Source organism: Spirosoma aerolatum, from assembly GCF_002056795.1.
GTDB lineage: Bacteria > Bacteroidota > Bacteroidia > Cytophagales > Spirosomataceae > Spirosoma > Spirosoma aerolatum.
In genome coordinates this window covers 4,468,856-4,487,259 of the sequence record NZ_CP020104.1, presented here as the reverse complement: position 1 = coordinate 4,487,259, position 18,404 = coordinate 4,468,856, and the positions used below count along the sequence as shown (strand labels likewise).

The following is an 18,404-nucleotide window of genomic DNA, read 5'->3' as shown; positions in this document are numbered from 1 at the left end:
CTCAACGGAATGCGCTTCTTCTGCCTGATTTTGTTGGTTTGTGCAGGGGCTATCGGGTTGCCGATGGCCTGCTCCAGAGAGGCTACTATGGCCCCATCGCGCAACGTTGACTTTATGGCGACGGCCGCTCGTTCACTGAATTACCCTATACGTGTTCAGTTTGTAAATGTATCGGATAGTACAGGCGCTGCCCAGTGGGATTTTGGAAACGGACGAAGTTCAAAGGAATTTTCTCCTGTTATTCCGTATGATTCAAGCGGTTCATTTCCTGTACGTTTGACAGTAACGTATGGTGAGTTGAGTCAGTCGGTCATGAAACGGGTCGAGGTTCCGTTCAGACGGATTAGCGTAGCCGTGTTATATATGGTCCCTAAAGAGCGGGATTTCGACCCAGGTTTGCTGGCTGCGATCCGAAAGGCAATGCCCATTGTTCAAACCTGGTATGGTCAGCGGTTGAGTGGTCAAACTTTTACTTTAAATACACCGATTGTCGATACGCTTCACTGTAGTCGCTACAGCTATGAATATGGGGTCAACTCCATCGACCTGTTAAACAGTATTTCGGAAGAGATCTATAAAAAAACAGCAGCGAAACTAAATCCGAACGAACAGGTCTTCCTGGTATTTTATCCGATGGGAATTGCTAGTGCCGAAGGAGTAGGTATAGCTACTCAACAGAATGGAATTGACCGGCGGGTCGGGCTTATTGGGGCTAGCGCCTGTCAGAGCCTGACTAAAACAGACCCTAGCGGCCAAAATCTTGGCTATTGGACAACAGCGCATGAGTTGGGTCATGCCTTGGGGCTGTCGCACAATCTGAATCCAGATGCACTTATGTTTGGGCCAGTTGATAACAGTGGCTATTTCCCTGATGCCCCGCGTCCTGTTTTTCTGACCTGTCAGTTGACTTCGGGCGATAAAGTAATTCTACAAAACAGCTCATTCATACGGTAACGATGATACAACTCATGCGCCTTTTTCGTTGGTTTTTACGAATGAGCTTGTTACCTGCGTTGCTTATCGCCTGCGTCGATCCTGTGGACGGAATACTGCTCGGAACGGTGGATGTGCTAGTGGTGGATGGGATCATTAATAATCTGCCAGAACCACAGGTTATTCGACTCAATCGATCAAAATCCGATCCATTTACGGGACAGACCGGCTTTACGCCAATCACCGGGGCAACTGTAGAGGTCGTAGTGGATTCGGCTGAAGCGATCCCCTGCCACGAAACCATTGATGGCTCGTACCAACTCCCCAGCGATTTTAAAGGGCAAATCGGTCACGCATATCAACTCCGTTTTTCACTGGTGGATGGAACCCGGTATGCGTCGACTCAACAGATTGTGCCGGCTTATCCAGTTCCGTCGATCAATAAACTAACGGCCCGGTTCAATCCCAAAAGTTTACGAACACCACTGGATGGTTTCTATACAGCGGGGCACGACCTGTTTGTTGAATTTAAAGACCCTGTCGAGGCCCATAATTATTACCGCTGGGACTGGAGGATTTGGGAAAAGCAGCAATGGTGTCGGACTTGCCAGCAGGGCGTTTATGCCGTTTACGGAATTCGAGACAGCTTGGTATTGTCGAATGCGTCGCGGGGAAACTATTATAGCTACACGGAAGATCGGTCGACCCGGTTGGAAGATTGCTATCGGGAATTAACGCCCCCCGCTTTCTCCTATCGCACGCCTTTGCCCGACTACACCTATGATTACATGTGCCGTACCAATTGCTGGGAAATCTTTTACAGTCACGACATTACCGTCTTCGATGATGTGTATACCAACGGTGGGTTAATTACTGGACTTAAGGCAGCGCAAATTCCGTTTTATACCTATAATCCGTGTTTGGTCGAAATTCGGCAAAGCGCGCTCACAGCCGACGCTTATGGCTATTTTAAAGCGATTCAGGATCAGACCGAACGCACGGGTGGCCTGGCCGATACACCGCCGTCAGTTTTGGCGGGCAATGTGCATAATGTAGCCAATCGTAAAGAAGTTGTTGTTGGCTTTTTTTCTGCATCTGTTCTAGCCTCGTTGCGGTATTGGCTCGACCGGAAAGATGCCTCTGGTGTATCATTTGGGGGCTCCGGGCCTGCTGGGTATGGAGGTGATGTAGGGTCAGAGCTATTTTATGTGTTGAACAGACGTCAGCCTGTCATGGAGCCTACTCCGCCAGCTATTCCACAAATGGTAATACAGAATAGCCCGAACCGTCCTCCAACGGCCCTTTGTTTGCCAAACGATAATAGAACACCCAATAAACCCGAAGGCTGGCGGGATTAGTCCAGCCTGAACGTACGTTATGAAAGCCGTAGATACAACTAAACGTTTAGTGTTCTGGCTGATCGGTTGGCTTGTCATAGGCTGGTCACCGATTGCCTGTGTTAAGCCAGACGATGTACTTCTGGGTGGTACGTTGGATGTAGTAGTCGTAGATGGCACCCTGACAAACCTGATTGAGGAGCAACTTATTACGCTCAATCGCTCCCGCGCTGACCCACTTACAGGCCGATTTGGGGTATTGCCGATTACTAAAGCGCAGGTTGAGGTGATAGTAGATTCGGCCGAAGTCGTAAAAGCCGAAGAAACGGAAGATGGTATTTACCGATTGCCCAATGATTTTCGCGGGCAGGTGGGCCATGCCTACCAACTGAGGTTTACACTCAATGAAGGTCCCCGTTATGTATCCAGTCAGCAGGTGATGCTACCAGTTTCGCCAATCGATAAAGCACGCGTACAGTTCAATCCGGTCAGTTTGCCGCCGGGCCTGTACCCGACAAATTTCCGGGCAGGGTATGATGCGTTTGTTGACACCAACGACCCGCCCGATCAGCGTAATTATTATCGTTGGGACTGGATTTTGTACGAAAAGCAAAAATGGTGCAAAAGCTGCTACCAAAGTATTTACATCGACACCATGCAGACCCGCTACATCCAGAATGGTGTGGTAGCTACTATGAAACAAGCTATTGAAAACTGCGTAAATCCATTAACGGTGTTCTCCGGCTGGACTTTTCCCAATGGCGACTGGTATTCCGACTACCTGTGCCGGACACCCTGCTGGGCACGGATTCGTAATTATAACCTGAATGTATTCGACGACCAGCTCAGTAACGGTGGTTTGTTGGTGGGCCGCAAAGTAGCCCAGGTTCCTCTGTTGACCCGCCAGCCTGCGTTAATGCAACTGCGGCAGTCGTCGCTAACGGCAGAAGCCTACCGGTATTTTTATCTGTTTCAGCAGCAAACCCAGAATACGGGCGGTCTGGCCGACACGCCCCCAACGGCTTTGGTGGGGAATGTCAGAAATGTAACGAATACTAGGGAAACGGTAGTCGGATTCTTTACGGCAAGCACGGTAGCCGTGAAAGAAATCTGGCTCAATAAAAAAGACGCTACCAAACTTCCACTGGGTGCCTATGACGATGCCGGAAATATTGTACAGGACGATGATGAACTATTCTACGCGCTGAAGGTTCGTTTGCCAACGCAAGGTCCCGAAGGACCACCGTTTACGCCGGGTAGTCACGGCCGCTTTATCACCGCCCCCTGTACACCCGGCCCTAACCAAACCCCGCTAAAGCCCGAAGGCTGGCGAGATTGATCTAGCAACTTTTCGACTATGCACCTACGGCTTTTTTTTGTCGGACTTACAATGCTGGTAGTGGCCTGCGTTGACCCTGAAGATTTGTTATTGCATGGGACTAACGATATTATCGTGGTAGATGGCACAATTTCGGACCGGGCCGAAGCACAGATTATCAAACTCAATCGCTCTAAAGCAGATCCCTTCACGGGTCGTTTTGGAACCCTGCCTATTACCGGAGCGACCGTACAGGTAATGGTCGATTCTTCCGTTCTGATTACCTGCCATGAAACGATTGATGGATCGTACCAACTACCTAGCGATTTCAAAGGACAAACTGGGCATGCCTATCAACTACGGTTTACGCTAACCGATGGAACCACCTATCAATCGAGCCAGCAGGTTATGCCGACTGTAGTACCTATTCAAAAGGCATATGCTGAGTTTAATCCGAAAAGCCTGCCCGCTAATCAATTTGACGGTTTTACTGCTGGTCACGATATTTCTATCGATGTGCAGGACCCGGTTAATCAACATAATTATTATCGCTGGGACTGGATACTCTACGAGCGGCAATACTGGTGCAAAACCTGCCAGCAGGGTGTTTATTCGGTGTACAAAGTCTTGCCACATACGTATTTAAACGAATACTACTTTGTAGCCGGGAATGAGTTGTTTGAAGACTGTTTTATTCCACCTACGTATACGACCGACTATGGGGCTCCGTATGTTCCCAAAGGTTATTGGTATTACGACTACAATTGCCGAACAGCCTGCTGGGAAATTGTACGCAACGTAACGATAAATGTGTTCGATGATCAATACAGCAATGGAGGGCTACTTGTGAAACGAAAAGTGGCTAGTATCCCATTTTATCAGCATGCTCCCTGCCTGGTCGATGTTTGGCAGCTATCGCTGACGAAAGACGCTTATCGCTATTTTCAACTGCTTCAGCAACAGACGCAAAATACGGGTGGTCTAGCCGATTCGCCCCCAACGGCGCTGGCCGGAAATGTGCGAAATACAGCGAACAGCCGGGAGCCGGTGGCAGGTTATTTCACTGCTTCAGCAGTATCGTTGTATCATCAGTGGCTTGACCGGAAAGATGCAGAAGGTATCCCATTAGGGGCTATGGACCCGGCAGGACCGCACGATAACATCGGGGATGATTTGTTTTATGCCCTGAACAGCCGTCGTCCCAATCCCGAACCATCGCCCCCCTATCAAGGAAATCGTTTCCCGCCAAACGTAAGGATCTGGCCCAATAATGATCGTCCGCCTACAGCGCCCTGTACGCCCAGCGAAACAAAAACCCCTTATAAACCCGAAGGCTGGCGGGATTAAAACCGGCACTCCTTTCCTCTCTCCAACAACTGGAGAGAGGAAAGGAGTGCCGGTTGAAAATAGGTTAAGTTTACTTCAAAATAGGTTCTAGCGCGGCCCGGTTAGCGTCGAGCCAGGCATGAATGTCGGTGACAATCTCGCGGATGCCAAGTTCAGGCTTCCAGCCTGTCAGCTTCGTTACGTTCGTATTGTCGGTGATATATAGTCGAATATCAGCGGCCCGGTTTTCTGTGACCTGCTTGATCGGGATGGTTTTGCCCGTGACTTCCTGGCAAATTTTAGTCAATTCCTGGAGTGATGCACTACTTTCCACACCACCACCTGCGTTCAGAATTTCGCCATTGACTTTGTCCAGATTGTGCAGCTCCCAGTCGATCAACCGATACAGATCGGCTATGTGGAGCATGTCGCGGGTTTGTTTACCGGTACCCCCGTAGCCGATGTAGGCCAGTTGCTGCTCGAAATAGTGTTTGGCAATCCAGAGTACCATGACCCCCTGATCGACTTTACCCATCTGCCAGGGGCCGGTAATGACGCCACAGCGATTGATGACCGTTTTCAGGCCGTAGAATTCATTATACTCCTGAATCAACAGTTCAGATGCCAGTTTCGTGGTGCCATACAACGACCGGGCACCATCGAGTGGGAACTTCTCGGCAATACCTTTCGAAGAAACCCCTGACACGGGTTGATCGTCTGTCAGGACAAAGCGGGTTTCGGCTTCCTCGAAATTCAGGGTCTCAATCGTCTTGATTGGATAAACACGGCTGGTCGACAGGAAAATAAAATTAGCCCGGTGTTTTAGGGCGTAATTCAGGCAGTTGACCGTACCGAATAAGTTGGTGTTAATCAGATAATCGGGCGTTCCATCCAGACCCGCTAATACCGATGGTTCGGCCGACGCTTCGATGACGGTATCAACAGCAGGCAGCGCATCAAAATCTTCCTTATTCCGAATGTCGCCATGTAGAAACTCGATACCGGCAGCTTTCAGCCGTGCCAGACTCAGTTCTGAACCTCGACGCTTGAGGTTGTCGAGGGCAAAGATTTGATAATCAGGATAATTTTGCTTAAGCGAAATGGCCAGTGATGAGCCAACAAACCCAGCTCCGCCGGTGATGAGAAGTTTCATAAAATCAATGATTGAATGATTGAATTGTTGAATGATTGAATAAAGCTGGCATAAGGCCATTCGTCAATTCAATCATTCAATCATTCAATCATTAAGAAGTGATGCGTTTGAGTTGGACGTTTTCGACTGGACGAATAACCAGAGGGACTTTTTCGACTTTAACTGAACTGCTATCCAGACCGAACCAGCGATCTTCGGGGGTTGTGAAGTTCTTGATGGCAAAGTAGATGTTCATGATAAGCCGCTCGCGGGGAGGTAGTTCGTTCTCAAACGATAAAAATTTCTCCAATACTACGAACCGGAAATCACCAATTACATTCTGACGACTCAGCGATTCGTAACGGCTGGTAATATCCACCTCTTTATTCTTCACCATATCTTCGATCACTTTGCGGAAGAAGAGGTTAATACGCTGTTCGACCCGGAAACCCAGTTTAAACGTCACTTTATAGGCATCGTCGGGGGCAATGGTGTTTACTTTATACTCCATTGTATACGGATCATCGGTCGTATCGACGTGAACGAACCAGTAGATGTCGGCACGTTTTGGCCGCTTCTGGAAAATGGAGTAAATAATTTTTGATTCAATCTCCGACTGCCGGGCCGCGTTGCTCATAAACACCAGGTGCGTAGCATATTTGGGAATACTGATGTCGCGGCTAAGTTCTTTGATGGCCTGTATGTATTGATCGATGCGAACGTACTCGGTCAGGCGAAGTTTGATCTGGAAGGCCTGTAGCCAGATATACATGACACCGGCAATGGTAGAACCAATCAAAACAGATACCCAACCACCGTGCGGGAATTTGATTAGGTTAGCGACCAGGAATGAGCCTTCAATACCCAGATAAACCGTCAGAAACAAAACCACCCACCAGGCCTGATACTTGTGGGTGTAAAGGTAATACGACATAAGCAGCGTGGTCATGAGCATCGTCAGGGTGATCGCCAGACCGTAAGCGGCTTCCATGTTCGATGATTCACGGAAATACAGCACCACGCCAACGCAGCCTGCCCATAGCAGCATATTCACACTGGGCACATAAAGTTGTCCTTTCTGGACACTCGGATAACGTAGCCGAACTTTTGGCCAGAAATTGAGTCGGATGGCTTCACTGATCAGGGTGAACGATCCGCTGATCAGTGCCTGACTGGCAATGACCGTAGCGGCTGTAGCAATACTGATACCGATAGTCAGAAACCAGGAGGGCATTACTTCATAGAACGGAATCCGCTCATTCAGAACCTGTCCTTCCTGACCAATCAACCAGGCACCCTGTCCGAAATAGTTGAGAATCAGGCAGGTTTTGACAAATACCCAACTAACCCGAATATTGGCCCGGCCGCAGTGCCCCATGTCGGAATACAGAGCTTCGGCTCCCGTTGTACAAAGGAAAACCGAGCCAAGAAGCCAGAACCCGCCGGGGTATTCGGTTAGTAGCCAATACGCGTAATAGGGATTTATAGCCGACAGAATCCCTGGTGCCTGAGCGATTTGAATAATACCTAGTGTTCCCAGCATCACAAACCACACAAACATAATGGGGCCAAAGGCGGTCCCTACAACGCTTGTACCAAATGCCTGAATCAGAAATAGTATCGTGAGAATAGCAATTACAATTTCAATGATTTGAATATGCGTAATGGCTGGATACAGCAAACGTAAGCCTTCAACGGCTGAAGATACCGAAATTGGGGGTGTAATAATCCCGTCGGCCAGCAAAGCCGCTCCACCAATAATAGCCGGTAATGTGAGCCAGCGAGCATGTCGACGTACCAGCGCATAAAGGGCGAAAATACCCCCTTCGCCCCGGTTGTCGGCCCGAAGAATCAGGATCACGTACTTAACCGTCGTCTGGAGGGTGAGCGTCCAGAGTACGCAGGAAAGGGCTCCACGAACCACATCGGCTCGAATTGCATTATTGGGTCCAACGATCGCCCGGAGGGTGTACAGAGGGGATGTACCAATATCACCGTAGATGATTCCCATGGCTACCAGCAGTCCGGCAGCGGTAACGGTGTCTAAATGTTTTTTGTCTTCCATAAAATAGGCTTACGCCTTTTTGCCTTACGGGCGGGTCAAAACGGCGCAAAGATAACCGATGTTTAGATTCATTAATCGCAGTTTAATCGAAAGTTACCTTCCCTGTCAAAATGCAATAATCCAGCCATATACCAAATAAACGTTGGGAGGTGGCCAGAAAACTGTCGGTCGGGAAAATACGTACATACATGTGCCCATATTCTAGTCAGTTTGGGTTTTAATTAGGTGTAGTTGGCAGATGGTCTGTCTACTTGGCAGGCCATCTCTTTTGGTAGCCTGCCTATGATGAATTCCTTTGTTAGACTGGCTATTGCGAATTAAAGCCACATAATTGGATCATATTCCGATAATCCGTTATACGGATACGTTCATTAGTACCGGCTTAAATACCCTTTTTCCCCAATGCCGATCAGGGCAACAGGTTTGTTAAGTTCGGCTACGCCTTCTGTTTTAATGACGCCACCTTCGTCCAGAATATAGTTGAGTGAAATGTTTCGTTTTTCAGAGCAGCCGCAATGGTTTGCGCTTCACGGCCCGATGAAGAAACATCGGGACCAAAGGCCAGAAATAAGGTGCGCTCGGGTTGAAAATTGGTTCTGAGTAGATATTCAGTCGATTCCAATAAAGCAATAACGCTCATTTTGTCGTCGAGAATACCGCGTCCATAGAGGAAATCGCCTGCAATAATACCGCCGAACGGAGGACACTTCCACATTTTTTGCGTACCCTGAATAACGGGCACTAGATCGTAATGACCCATGAGCAACATGGGTTTCAGATTGGTATTGCGGCCTTTCCATTCCAATAGTAAACCGTATTTGTTAAACGTTTCGCGTTTCAGTCGTTGATGGATGAGTGGAAATGCCGTTTGAATGTAAGCTAGGAATTTGTCGAATTGAGCCGTATTGGTTAGGCTGTGGTCGGTATAGGATACCGTAGGGATTCGGATAGCTCCGGCCAGTCGCTGAATGGCTGAATCGGGGATGGAAATGGGAGCAGCAGGAGGTACGCTGATCAGTTGGTGCGGTGTCAGCCGAAACGTGTTGACAACCAGTACAATGAGCAGCAGCGCAAGCAAGAGCGCTAAAAATCGTAAAAATAATCGCATAGTTTAGGTCAGTATAGCCGATGAAGCCGACAAGCAAGCGGAAAACAACTAAGCCTGTTCATATCGCTGGCCCAAAAATGAAATTATTTATCAGAAAGCAAATACAGGCGAATTAAAAACAACTTGGTGGCTAAAATAAACTGACTATCGTCCTGATAAACCTATAAAAAACACCAAAACAGGGTAGTGCAGCGGAATATTTAGTCTACGATACACTACCCTGTTTTGGTGTAATTACAAAGCTACCATCGCGACGGTAAAACTCATCGACATTTGCTAGTACCTGACCAGAGGGTAGGGCAATGGTTTTCCTGGTATCGCCAAACTGCTCACTTTCATATCTCTGCACGGTTAGTCTCAAGCTATTTCAGTGTAATACAATTCCTTGGCGCTCAACTTAATGAATCGTATCCCAAAGCAAATACCCGTTCAGCCCCATGATGATCAGCGCAACGGCCCAAGAGAGTATTTTTAACCAGCTCGGATTGGCAAAGCGGCCCATTTGGGTTTTATCACTGGTGAACTGCACCAAAGGAACAACCGCGAAGCTGAGTTGCAGTGACAGGATAACCTGGCTAAGTACTAACAATTCAGCGGTTCCGCGTTCGCCATATAAAATGGCTACAATGAGGGCGGGGATAATGGCCACCAGACGAGTAACCAGCCGGCGAACCCAGGGCTTTAGCCGTAGATTCAGAAATCCTTCCATCACAATCTGACCTGCGAGTGTACCCGTCAGTGTAGAGTTCTGGCCGGAAGCGAGCAGCGCTACGGCAAACAAAATACCCGCTAATTTGACCCCAAGAATCGGATCGAGCAGACGGTGAGCATCGGCTATATCGGCCACCTGTTGATTTCCTGAAAAGTGGAATGTAGCCGCCGACAGCACAAGAATGGCGGCATTGATAAAAAAGGCCAGGAAGAGCGAAACCGTCGAATCGATTGTTGCAAACTTAATAGCGGCTTTACGACCAGTATCGTTGCGTCCGTAATCGCGGGTTTGCACAATACTGGAATGTAGATAGAGGTTGTGCGGCATAACGGTAGCCCCCAGTATGCCGATGGCTATGTAAAGCATGCCCGGATTTGTGACGACGGCTGAACGAGGAATCAATCCCGCAACAACATCGGCCATGACGGGCTGAGAAACGATCAGTTCATAACCAAAACAGCCTACGATTAGAAAGATTAAACCCGCTACAATCCGTTCCAGAATCTGAAAACCTTTGTTTTGCAGATACAGCAGAAGTAATGCGTCGAGCGCTGTTATGAGTACGCCAATCGTAATCGGAAGGCCAAAGAGTAAATTCAGCGCTATAGCTGACCCAATCACTTCAGCCAAATCGCAGGCGGCAATAGCTATTTCGGCCAGTAGCCACAGACCTATACCTACCGGGCGGCTAAAATGATCGCGACAGGCTTGTGCCAGATCACGGCCGGTGGCAATGCCCAGTTTTAGCGCCAAATGCTGTAATAAAATAGCAAACAGGTTGGAAATCAAAACGACTGATAGGAGCTGGTAGCCGAACTGGGCACCCCCGGCAATATCGGTGGCCCAGTTGCCGGGGTCCATATAGCCAACGGCCACCATCAGACCGGGACCTGCATAGGCACGCAACGTTCGGAAGAACCCCCGTCCGACCGGAACATGCACTGACCCGTGAACATCGGTCAACGGGGATGTTGTATCTTCAGCGTACCAGTGTTGCGTTGATGTATTCGTTACTTCCATTTAGCTTCAATAAGCTGCTTTAGTTGAGTCAATTGATTGTTCTCCTCTATAACGCAACAAATATAGGTAATGTTGAAATAAAAATTTAGACTGGCCTAAATTTTTAGAAAGTTTAACATAAAAACTACCTTTGTTGCCAAACTGTTTTGATTTTGTTCGTTGTTCTGAGCAAGAGCGCCGTACTATATGCAATCGTTCACGGAAGAAAACTATCTGAAGACCATCTACAACCTGGCTAACCGGCAGCAGGGCGAAGTCAGTACGAATGCCCTGGCAGAAGTAACCGCTACCAAAGCCGCTTCGGTAACGGATATGTTGCGAAAACTGTCTGACAAACAGCTTATTCATTACAAAAAATACCAGGGAGTGCGGTTGACGGAAGAAGGGGAACGATTGGCGTTGCAGATTATCCGGCGGCATCGGCTCTGGGAAGTTTTTCTGGTTGAAAAACTGGGCTTTAGTTGGGATAAAGTACATGATATCGCGGAGGAACTGGAACATATTCGATCGGAAGAGTTAGTAACGCGATTAGATACGTATTTAGGCAATCCGCAGTTTGATCCACATGGCGATCCGATTCCGACATCGGCTGGGCAGATGCCCGAAACGGGGTATCGGAAGCTATCGGAAGCTGAAGTTGGTGAAGGCGTATGCCTGATGGCTGTGCTGGAGCATTCGACAGGGTTTCTACAACACCTCGACTATTCCGATCTTTCGCTTGGAAGTACGGTTGTTATTCAGGAAATCAGTGCGTTTGATAAGTCGTTTCGGGTGCAGACCGAAACGGGCAGAACGGTGTTTGTAAGCCATGAAGTGGCTAAAAATTTATTAGTGAATTAGTGCGTGTTTACGGTTTTTGGAAATCGTAAACGATCAATCGGAATATGAAACTTTTAGACTGGTATATTCTTAAGCGCTTTTTACAGACCTACATTTTTGTGGTAATGGTGATTGTGCTGGTAGTTGTGATGATCGATTACACCGAGAAGGTGGACAATTTTCACAAGACAAATGCACCTGGTAATGAGATCCTGTGGGATTATTACCTCAACTTTATTCCCTATTGGGCCAATTACATTAGTCCGCTGATGGTCTTTATCGCCACCGTATTCCTGACCTCGCGATTGGCCGCCCGGACCGAAATTATTGCTATTCTGAGCAGTGGAGTCAGTTTTGTTCGGCTATTATTTCCCTATACATTGGGAGCAACCGTGCTGGCGGTGCTGACGTATTTTATGGTCAATTACGTAATTCCGAAAGCCAATAAAACCCGGATTGCGTTTGAGATTAAATACATTAACGATGCTTTTACGTACTCGAACCGAAACGTACACCTCAAAATAGCTCCCAATACCTACGCCTATCTGGAAAGCTATAACAACATGAGCAATACCGGGTATAAATTCACCCTGGAACGTGTAGAAGGCAATCAGTTGAAACAAAAGCTTTCGGCCGACCATATTGAATGGGATGCCAAGAAAAAGAAATGGTCGATTGTTGATTATCGGATTCGGGACATTAATGGGATGCATGAAACCCTCACACCCGGTTCCCGTATCGATACGACACTGAATCTGAAACCAGACGATTTTAGCTCTAATTTCAATCTTTTTGAAACCCTTACCCGGCCGGAACTCAACAAATACATTGATTTGCTGAAAAGCCGTGGTTCGGATGGGGTAGAGACGTACCTGCTTGAAAAATACAGTCGAGATACCCGACCGTTTGCGATTATTATCCTGACGATTATTGGGGTTATTATGTCGGCCCGTAAAAGCCGTCGGGGGGTTGGTTGGCAAGTGGCACTCGGTTTCATACTGGCCTTTACCTACCTACTATTTTTTATGCTGGCGAAGGGAATTGCCGAATCCGGTAATCTGAATCCTATTATCGCCGTATGGCTTCCCAATGCTATTTTTACCGCTATTGGTGTGCTGTTGTACAATACGATTCCCCGATAATTCTGACTGAGCGAATGATAGACTGAGTGGATGGTTAGCTGTTCCAATTCTATTATTCACTCAGCCTATCATTTAAAATTAATGACTTATAAACCCACGTTCACCGACTATCTCCAGCTCCATTTCATTGTTCTGATCTGGGGGTTTACGGCTATATTAGGAAAATTGCTGGCTCCGCTTGATGCGTCAGGAGTCGTATTGTTTCGTACGGTGCTGGCGGTAGTGGGAATGGGACTCGTTCTGTTAGGTCGCAGGCAGAATCTGAACGTAGCTTCTACCGATTATTGGCGATTACTGGCTACGGGCGGATTGATTGGCCTGCATTGGGTATTGTTTTTTCTGGCTGCCCGACTGGCCAACGTATCGGTGTGTCTGGCCGGTATGGCGACGAGTTCACTTTGGGCGAGTGTGTTGGAGCCATTGGTGTTGCGTAGGCGGGTAAGGCCGATTGAAGTCGTGCTGGGAGCCGTTGTAATGCTGGGGCTTTACCTGATTTTTCGGTTTGAGTTCGACAAAGTCGTTGGGTTGACGGTAGCCGTGCTTTCGGCTATGCTATCGTCGTTGTTCACCATCATCAATAGTCGGTTTACCCAGCGCTATAATGCCCTGGTTATTTCGTTTTATGAAATGATTGGCGCATCTGTGGCGGCTCTGGGCTTGTGGCTGCTAGTTCAATGGACGGCTTCGGTTGATACATCGGCCAGTGTTCAATATGTGCCTGAATCGACCTGGCAATGGCTCTGGTTATTGGTGCTTTCACTAGTTTGTACGGTCTATGCTTATTCGATAGGGGTGAGCCTGTTACGAAAGTTCTCGCCTTATATGGCAGTGTTGACCGTTAATTTGGAGCCAGTTTATGGTATCTTGCTGGCCGTTTTGATTTTTGGCGATACTGAACGCATGACATTGGGCTTTTACGGCGGAACGCTGGTGATTCTGGCGGCTGTACTGGCTTATCCGTTTCTTAATAGCCGATTGACGAAAACTCAAGCTCAGTTGCCCACCTCAACCTAAGAAGGTGGCTAGAGAAGCGATATATGGTTCACCGTTTACCATGATCGTAAACTGAAATGCATTTTATGTCTGGATCTTTATTACGTATTGTTACTTTTCTGCTGGGTCTGTTTGCTATTGTTGTCCTTACGCCTTTAGTTGCGCTGGCCACTTACAACCACCCATCACCCACCGACGATTATTGTTTTGCGAATACCGTGATCCACTATGGATTCTGGCAGGCTCAACAGTATTATTATGATGGATGGACCGGGCGTTTCTTTCATAATTTCATTGTTCATACCAATCCGATCATACTGGGGTGGTATAGTGCCTATAAAATCTATCCAATGGTTTTGCTGGCGCTGGTATTAGCGGGTTGCTATGCCATTGCGAACCAATTACTGTCCACGTTTTTTGATCTGGAAGCCAAACTTGCTTTAGCGTTCGGGGTTTTTATTGGCTTCATTACTACCCTGGCAGGGATTCCTGAGTATTTGTATTGGTATACAGGGCTGGCTAGCTATGGTTTGTCCAGCGCCCTTTTCCTGTTTTTACTGGCTGTCCTGATGGCGCACCAACAACGTGGATTTAACTGGAAGTCGGGTTATGTGATTACGGAAAGTTTGCTGGTTACGGCAATTATCGGGTCAAGTGAGATGACGATGGTACTAGTGTTATCCGTATTGGCGCTGATTGGCTTTGGGGAATTAATAGAGCGTCGTCGGGTATCGGCAACCCTGGTGATTTTGCTGGCAGTGGCGGCAGTGGCCTGTTATTATCTATTCAAAGCACCGGGCAATGCCATTCGGTTGGGGGGCAACCCGCATGGAAGCGATATCCCGTTCACCTTGATATCGTCGCTTAAGTTTGCGGTTACATACATTCCTAAACAACTGTTTACAACGCCCTGGCTTCCTTTGTCGATTTTATACGTGCCTCTAGCCTGGAAACTGGCGGGCACACGTCGACGCCGATCCGATTTTCCACCCTACCTGCGTTTACATCCACTTTGGGGGCTCTTGTATATGGTGGCAACGCTTCTGGCGCTTATTTCATTGCATTTTTATGGTGTGGGTATCGCTCCCATTCCCCGGCTGATCAATTTGATCAACCTGGCTTTCTGGCTATGCTTATTGTATAACCTGACATTACTGGTTATTCGTATTCGATACCGCTTCGATCCTGATTCGTTGGTTCCGTATCTGCGTCCGATTATGCTGTTGGCAGTAATCTGGGCAGTAGTTGCTGCGTCGTTGGGAACGTTGCTGCCGGTGGTATATGGCGACTGGCTTAGTGGTCGGGCTGCTCAATATGATCGGGAGATGCTCGAACGGTATGCTCAATTGTCGAAACAGGGTGATGCCAACAGTGTTATAACGCCACTGAGCCAATATCCGGTTTCCTTATTTCTGGAAGATATTCATGATAATCCACAGCACCTCTGGAATCGTTGTTGGGCCGATTATTTTCATAAAAAAACGATTATACTGAAAGGCCATCAGCCAACCCCATAATCGGTGCACGTACTAGCTGGCATATTGCCCTGAAAATTAACTAACGAGTTTCGCCAATTCGGCTTGAGTTGGATGGAATTGGTCAAATCGAATGAATGTAGCGTACCTATCTCGTAATCGGTCGTTGGTTGTTGGTCGGTTCGACAGACTCGCCTGGGTGCTGATCGGTATTCCGATTGTGTGCTTCAGCCTGTTGCTGTTTGCCTATATTGTCGATGTGCCCTGGATGGACGACATCGACGCGTTTCTGAGTTTTATTGTTGGGTATATTGATGCGCCTACGGTTGAGCGAAAAATATACTGGTTGCTGAGTCCTAACAATGAGCATCGTATTCTGACGGGTAAGCTCCTTACTTTGCTCTGTTACAACCTGACAGGAGCTGTTAATTTTCGTTGGTTGATCTTCGCGGCTTTTGCGTTTCTGTTACTGCTACTGGCGATTTTTTATCGGGTTTTTCGATCAACAGGCCTACCGATTCTGGCGTTTGTACCTATTCCTTTTTTATTGCTCCAGCCTCAATACTATCTGACAACGACCTGGGCCATTACAAGTCTACAGCATCAGGTCGTGGTGGCGATGGTGATAGCAGTCATCTATCTACTGGCCGATGGAAGCCGCAGCCGGTTTGGGTTTGGGCTTGTCCTACAGGTACTGACATCTTTTTCGATGAGTAACGGCTTGTTTGGCTGGGTGGCCGGGGCAGTGGTACTGGTTATGCAGCGGCAATGGGTTCGACTGGGCATATGGCTGGCCGTTGGGGTAGGGGCTATCGTCTATTATTTTCATGATTTTCCGAATACGCAGGGGAACGATAGTAGCGTCTCATTCTTTCTGGAACATCCGCATCTGATCTTTTTAGGCTTTTTTACCTTCAATGGCGGCCTTTTCGACTTTCTGCCTGAGACATCTATTCTGGTGCGGAGCATACTGCCTACCCTGGCTGGATTAATCCTGATTCCGGCGATGCTATGGTTACTCTGGCAAATGGCGGAACCAATTTTTCGCAGGCCAGTTAAGGCATCCGCCAATTTGGATCGGGCGACAGCAGCACTCTGGAAACGTCGCTATTTCCTGACAGGCAGTTACGCTTTTCTGATGGTCAATGCGGTAGTAGTCGCTTTTCTGCGGCCCCGGTTCGGTTATGCGGTTATGCTCATCAGCAACTACATGATTTACCCCGCGCTCCTGGTTGTACTGCTGTACCTGAATGTGTTGAGTGAGCAGTATAAAAATTCGCGTGTTCTGGAAACCTGGGTACGAGCTGGTTTGGTTGTCGGTTTCGTTGTTTGGGGCGCCTGGTATGTCTTTCGGTTGCCCAAAATTGCGTTCCGAAAAGAGCAACTCCTTACCAGCGCGTTTAATCAGAAATACAACGAAACGGGGTTAGGGCCAAGCTGGGGACATCCATTTGTGAATCTGGCTCGCCGGAGCCTCGACCAGGCCGTTCGACGAGGCCTTTATCAGTACCCTACAGATGCCTATTACTCCGCCTATGAGCAAATCCTGCTAACCAAAGGGCGGTCCATGAAACCCGACAAGAATCTTACCCTGCATCGTTCGGGTGGAGGGTACAGCTATCTGGTCGAAACCGATTATGGGGTGCTGCCCAGACCGGTTGGCCAGTCAGCGGTAGTGGTTCAATCCGATCAGCGGACGTATTTATTCCCTTCGTCGATCCATTTTTCGCCGGCTAATTTCTACCTGAATCGACCCGTTCAGACGGTTTTTGCAGAGGTAATTATTCCCATGTTACCGCCCGGAACGTATCGTCTGGGTATCCTGACAACGTCCGACGAGGCCTCTGCTCCCATACGATTTAGTCCGCAAACCATTACCATTCCTTAACAAATGCGCTGTGGGAGTGGCCAAAATGCCAAAAAAACGTACTTTTGCCAACGCTGATACCGTCTCAAGCTATACTACCTTGTTAGAACCTCAGATTTCAATCATTGCTCCACTTTATAACGAAACCGAGTCGTTTCCCTATCTGATTTCCCGGCTGAATGCCGTCATGGAGAAATCTCCCTTACGTATTGAAGTTGTGCTGATTGATGATGGAAGCCGCGACAATACGGCGCTGTTGATGCAGCAGGTAGCCTTGACCGATGCTCGTTATCACTGTGTCTTTCTATCCCGAAATTATGGACACCAGATTGCGCTGACAGCTGGTATTGCGGCCGCTCGTGCCTCCGAAGCCCTTTTTATCATCGACGGTGATTTACAGGACCCGCCTGAGTTACTGACCGAATTTTATGCAAAGCATCTGGAGGGATACGACGTAGTGTATGCGATTCGGAAGAAACGAAAAGAAAATTTCTTTAAACGAACAGCCTACGCTGCCTTTTATCGGTTTATGAAGGCCATTTCGTACGTGGATATGCCACTCGACAGTGGTGATTTTTCGCTGATAAGTCGCCGGGTGGCCGATGTACTGAACCAAATGCCCGAAGAAAGCCGCTTTATCCGGGGCATGCGTAGCTGGATTGGCTTTAAACAAATAGGGGTGGAGTATGAACGCGATGCCCGGCAGGCGGGTGAACCTAAGTACTCGTTCAAGATGCTACAGCGTTTGGCTTATAATGGTATCTTCAATTTCAGCGAATACCCGGTCAAGATTATTACCCGGCTGGGGATGCTCACGATTGGGGTCGCGATGATTTACCTGGTTCAGACGTTAATCAAGCGCTTTATTTACCATGATGTACCTCAGGGGTTTACGGCCCTGCTGTTCGTTATGGTCTTGTTCAGTGGTGTTCAGCTTATTGCGCTCGGCTTGATTGGGGAATATGTGCTTCGCATCTTTTTTCAGGCGAAAGGGCGCCCATTGTACGTCTTGCGAGACGTCATTAAAGATCAGCAGCGGCAGCCCGTAATGCCATTGAAGCAAGCCAGTGTGTCCTGATCGTTTTCAGTCGCTTTTGTATAGTGCTGGTTTGTTAGTTCGGATGCCAAGCGCTTACGTTACCGAATGCCCTAAACCG

At 48.1% G+C, this 18,404-nt stretch carries 15 protein-coding genes; 10 read left to right on the top strand and 5 right to left on the bottom strand.

The window, feature by feature from the left end; genetic code table 11:
- Positions 1 to 9: 9 nt before the first annotated feature.
- Genes B5M13_RS18375 through B5M13_RS18360 form a run of 4 tightly spaced genes read left to right on the top strand, consistent with a single transcriptional unit; the run spans position 10 to position 4,935 of the window.
- The gene (locus B5M13_RS18375; RefSeq protein WP_080057050.1) at positions 10 to 954 is read left to right on the top strand and encodes a matrixin family metalloprotease; all 945 of its coding nucleotides are present in this window, start codon (positions 10 to 12) and stop codon (positions 952 to 954) included.
- 41 nt (positions 955 to 995) lie between these two features.
- Positions 996 to 2,291 (top strand): DUF4249 domain-containing protein, encoded by a 1,296-nt coding sequence (locus tag B5M13_RS18370; protein WP_245859382.1) that lies wholly within the window; start codon positions 996 to 998, stop codon positions 2,289 to 2,291.
- 19 nt (positions 2,292 to 2,310) lie between these two features.
- Positions 2,311 to 3,609: a DUF4249 domain-containing protein gene (locus B5M13_RS18365; RefSeq protein ID WP_245859380.1), complete on the top strand. Its 1,299-nt coding sequence runs from the start codon at positions 2,311 to 2,313 to the stop codon at positions 3,607 to 3,609.
- An 18-nt stretch (positions 3,610 to 3,627) separates the two neighbouring features.
- Complete coding sequence (locus tag B5M13_RS18360) at positions 3,628 to 4,935, top strand: DUF4249 domain-containing protein (RefSeq protein ID WP_080057049.1); 1,308 nt, start codon at positions 3,628 to 3,630, stop codon at positions 4,933 to 4,935.
- A gap of 70 nt (positions 4,936 to 5,005) precedes the next feature.
- On the opposite strand, the gene B5M13_RS18355 is transcribed toward B5M13_RS18360, so the two are convergent.
- The 5 genes from B5M13_RS18355 to B5M13_RS18340 form a co-directional block, all read right to left on the bottom strand.
- The gene (locus B5M13_RS18355; RefSeq protein WP_080059979.1) at positions 5,006 to 6,067 is read right to left on the bottom strand and encodes an NAD-dependent epimerase/dehydratase family protein; all 1,062 of its coding nucleotides are present in this window, start codon (positions 6,065 to 6,067) and stop codon (positions 5,006 to 5,008) included.
- A gap of 91 nt (positions 6,068 to 6,158) precedes the next feature.
- Positions 6,159 to 8,111: a KUP/HAK/KT family potassium transporter gene (locus B5M13_RS18350; protein ID WP_080057048.1), complete on the bottom strand. Its 1,953-nt coding sequence runs from the start codon at positions 8,109 to 8,111 to the stop codon at positions 6,159 to 6,161.
- 436 nt (positions 8,112 to 8,547) lie between these two features.
- The gene (locus B5M13_RS18345; protein ID WP_080057047.1) at positions 8,548 to 9,219 is read right to left on the bottom strand and encodes a M20/M25/M40 family metallo-hydrolase; all 672 of its coding nucleotides are present in this window, start codon (positions 9,217 to 9,219) and stop codon (positions 8,548 to 8,550) included.
- 205 nt (positions 9,220 to 9,424) lie between these two features.
- Complete coding sequence (locus tag B5M13_RS33485) at positions 9,425 to 9,568, bottom strand: hypothetical protein (RefSeq protein WP_155297283.1); 144 nt, start codon at positions 9,566 to 9,568, stop codon at positions 9,425 to 9,427.
- 48 nt (positions 9,569 to 9,616) lie between these two features.
- Positions 9,617 to 10,951, bottom strand: a complete 1,335-nt coding sequence (locus B5M13_RS18340) for an Nramp family divalent metal transporter (protein WP_080057046.1) — start codon at positions 10,949 to 10,951, stop codon at positions 9,617 to 9,619.
- A 186-nt stretch (positions 10,952 to 11,137) separates the two neighbouring features.
- Between B5M13_RS18340 and B5M13_RS18335 the strand changes: the two genes are divergently transcribed.
- The 6 genes from B5M13_RS18335 to B5M13_RS18310 all read left to right on the top strand — a co-directional run bounded on the left by B5M13_RS18335 (position 11,138) and on the right by B5M13_RS18310 (position 18,325).
- Positions 11,138 to 11,791, top strand: a complete 654-nt coding sequence (locus tag B5M13_RS18335) for a metal-dependent transcriptional regulator (protein ID WP_080057045.1) — start codon at positions 11,138 to 11,140, stop codon at positions 11,789 to 11,791.
- Between the two features lie 44 nt (positions 11,792 to 11,835).
- Entirely contained in the window at positions 11,836 to 12,912 is a 1,077-nt protein-coding gene (locus B5M13_RS18330) for an LptF/LptG family permease (protein ID WP_080057044.1), read from the top strand.
- Positions 12,913 to 12,993: 81 nt separating this feature from the next.
- On the top strand, positions 12,994 to 13,926 hold the full coding sequence (locus tag B5M13_RS18325) for a DMT family transporter (RefSeq protein WP_080057043.1): 933 nt from the start codon (positions 12,994 to 12,996) through the stop codon (positions 13,924 to 13,926).
- Between the two features lie 65 nt (positions 13,927 to 13,991).
- A complete protein-coding gene (locus B5M13_RS18320; protein ID WP_080057042.1) occupies positions 13,992 to 15,422 on the top strand; it encodes a DUF6056 family protein in 1,431 nt (476 codons plus the stop codon).
- 91 nt (positions 15,423 to 15,513) lie between these two features.
- Positions 15,514 to 17,268 (top strand): hypothetical protein, encoded by a 1,755-nt coding sequence (locus B5M13_RS18315; protein ID WP_080057041.1) that lies wholly within the window; start codon positions 15,514 to 15,516, stop codon positions 17,266 to 17,268.
- Between the two features lie 25 nt (positions 17,269 to 17,293).
- Positions 17,294 to 18,325, top strand: a complete 1,032-nt coding sequence (locus B5M13_RS18310; protein ID WP_080059978.1) for a glycosyltransferase family 2 protein — start codon at positions 17,294 to 17,296, stop codon at positions 18,323 to 18,325.
- Positions 18,326 to 18,404: the final 79 nt, after the last annotated feature.

Coding starts and splice junctions, on each gene's coding strand:
- B5M13_RS18330 (WP_080057044.1), top strand. CDS start 11,836: ATGAAACTTTTAGACTGGTATATTCTTAAGCGCTTTTTACAGACCTAC.
- B5M13_RS18320 (WP_080057042.1), top strand. CDS start 13,992: ATGTCTGGATCTTTATTACGTATTGTTACTTTTCTGCTGGGTCTGTTT.
- B5M13_RS18325 (WP_080057043.1), top strand. CDS start 12,994: ATGACTTATAAACCCACGTTCACCGACTATCTCCAGCTCCATTTCATT.
- B5M13_RS18345 (WP_080057047.1), bottom strand. CDS start 9,219: ATGCGATTATTTTTACGATTTTTAGCGCTCTTGCTTGCGCTGCTGCTC.
- B5M13_RS18375 (WP_080057050.1), top strand. CDS start 10: ATGCGCTTCTTCTGCCTGATTTTGTTGGTTTGTGCAGGGGCTATCGGG.
- B5M13_RS18310 (WP_080059978.1), top strand. CDS start 17,294: ATGCCAAAAAAACGTACTTTTGCCAACGCTGATACCGTCTCAAGCTAT.
- B5M13_RS18360 (WP_080057049.1), top strand. CDS start 3,628: ATGCACCTACGGCTTTTTTTTGTCGGACTTACAATGCTGGTAGTGGCC.
- B5M13_RS18350 (WP_080057048.1), bottom strand. CDS start 8,111: ATGGAAGACAAAAAACATTTAGACACCGTTACCGCTGCCGGACTGCTG.
- B5M13_RS18340 (WP_080057046.1), bottom strand. CDS start 10,951: ATGGAAGTAACGAATACATCAACGCAACACTGGTACGCTGAAGATACA.
- B5M13_RS18315 (WP_080057041.1), top strand. CDS start 15,514: ATGAATGTAGCGTACCTATCTCGTAATCGGTCGTTGGTTGTTGGTCGG.
- B5M13_RS18355 (WP_080059979.1), bottom strand. CDS start 6,067: ATGAAACTTCTCATCACCGGCGGAGCTGGGTTTGTTGGCTCATCACTG.
- B5M13_RS18365 (WP_245859380.1), top strand. CDS start 2,311: ATGAAAGCCGTAGATACAACTAAACGTTTAGTGTTCTGGCTGATCGGT.
- B5M13_RS18370 (WP_245859382.1), top strand. CDS start 996: ATGAGCTTGTTACCTGCGTTGCTTATCGCCTGCGTCGATCCTGTGGAC.
- B5M13_RS18335 (WP_080057045.1), top strand. CDS start 11,138: ATGCAATCGTTCACGGAAGAAAACTATCTGAAGACCATCTACAACCTG.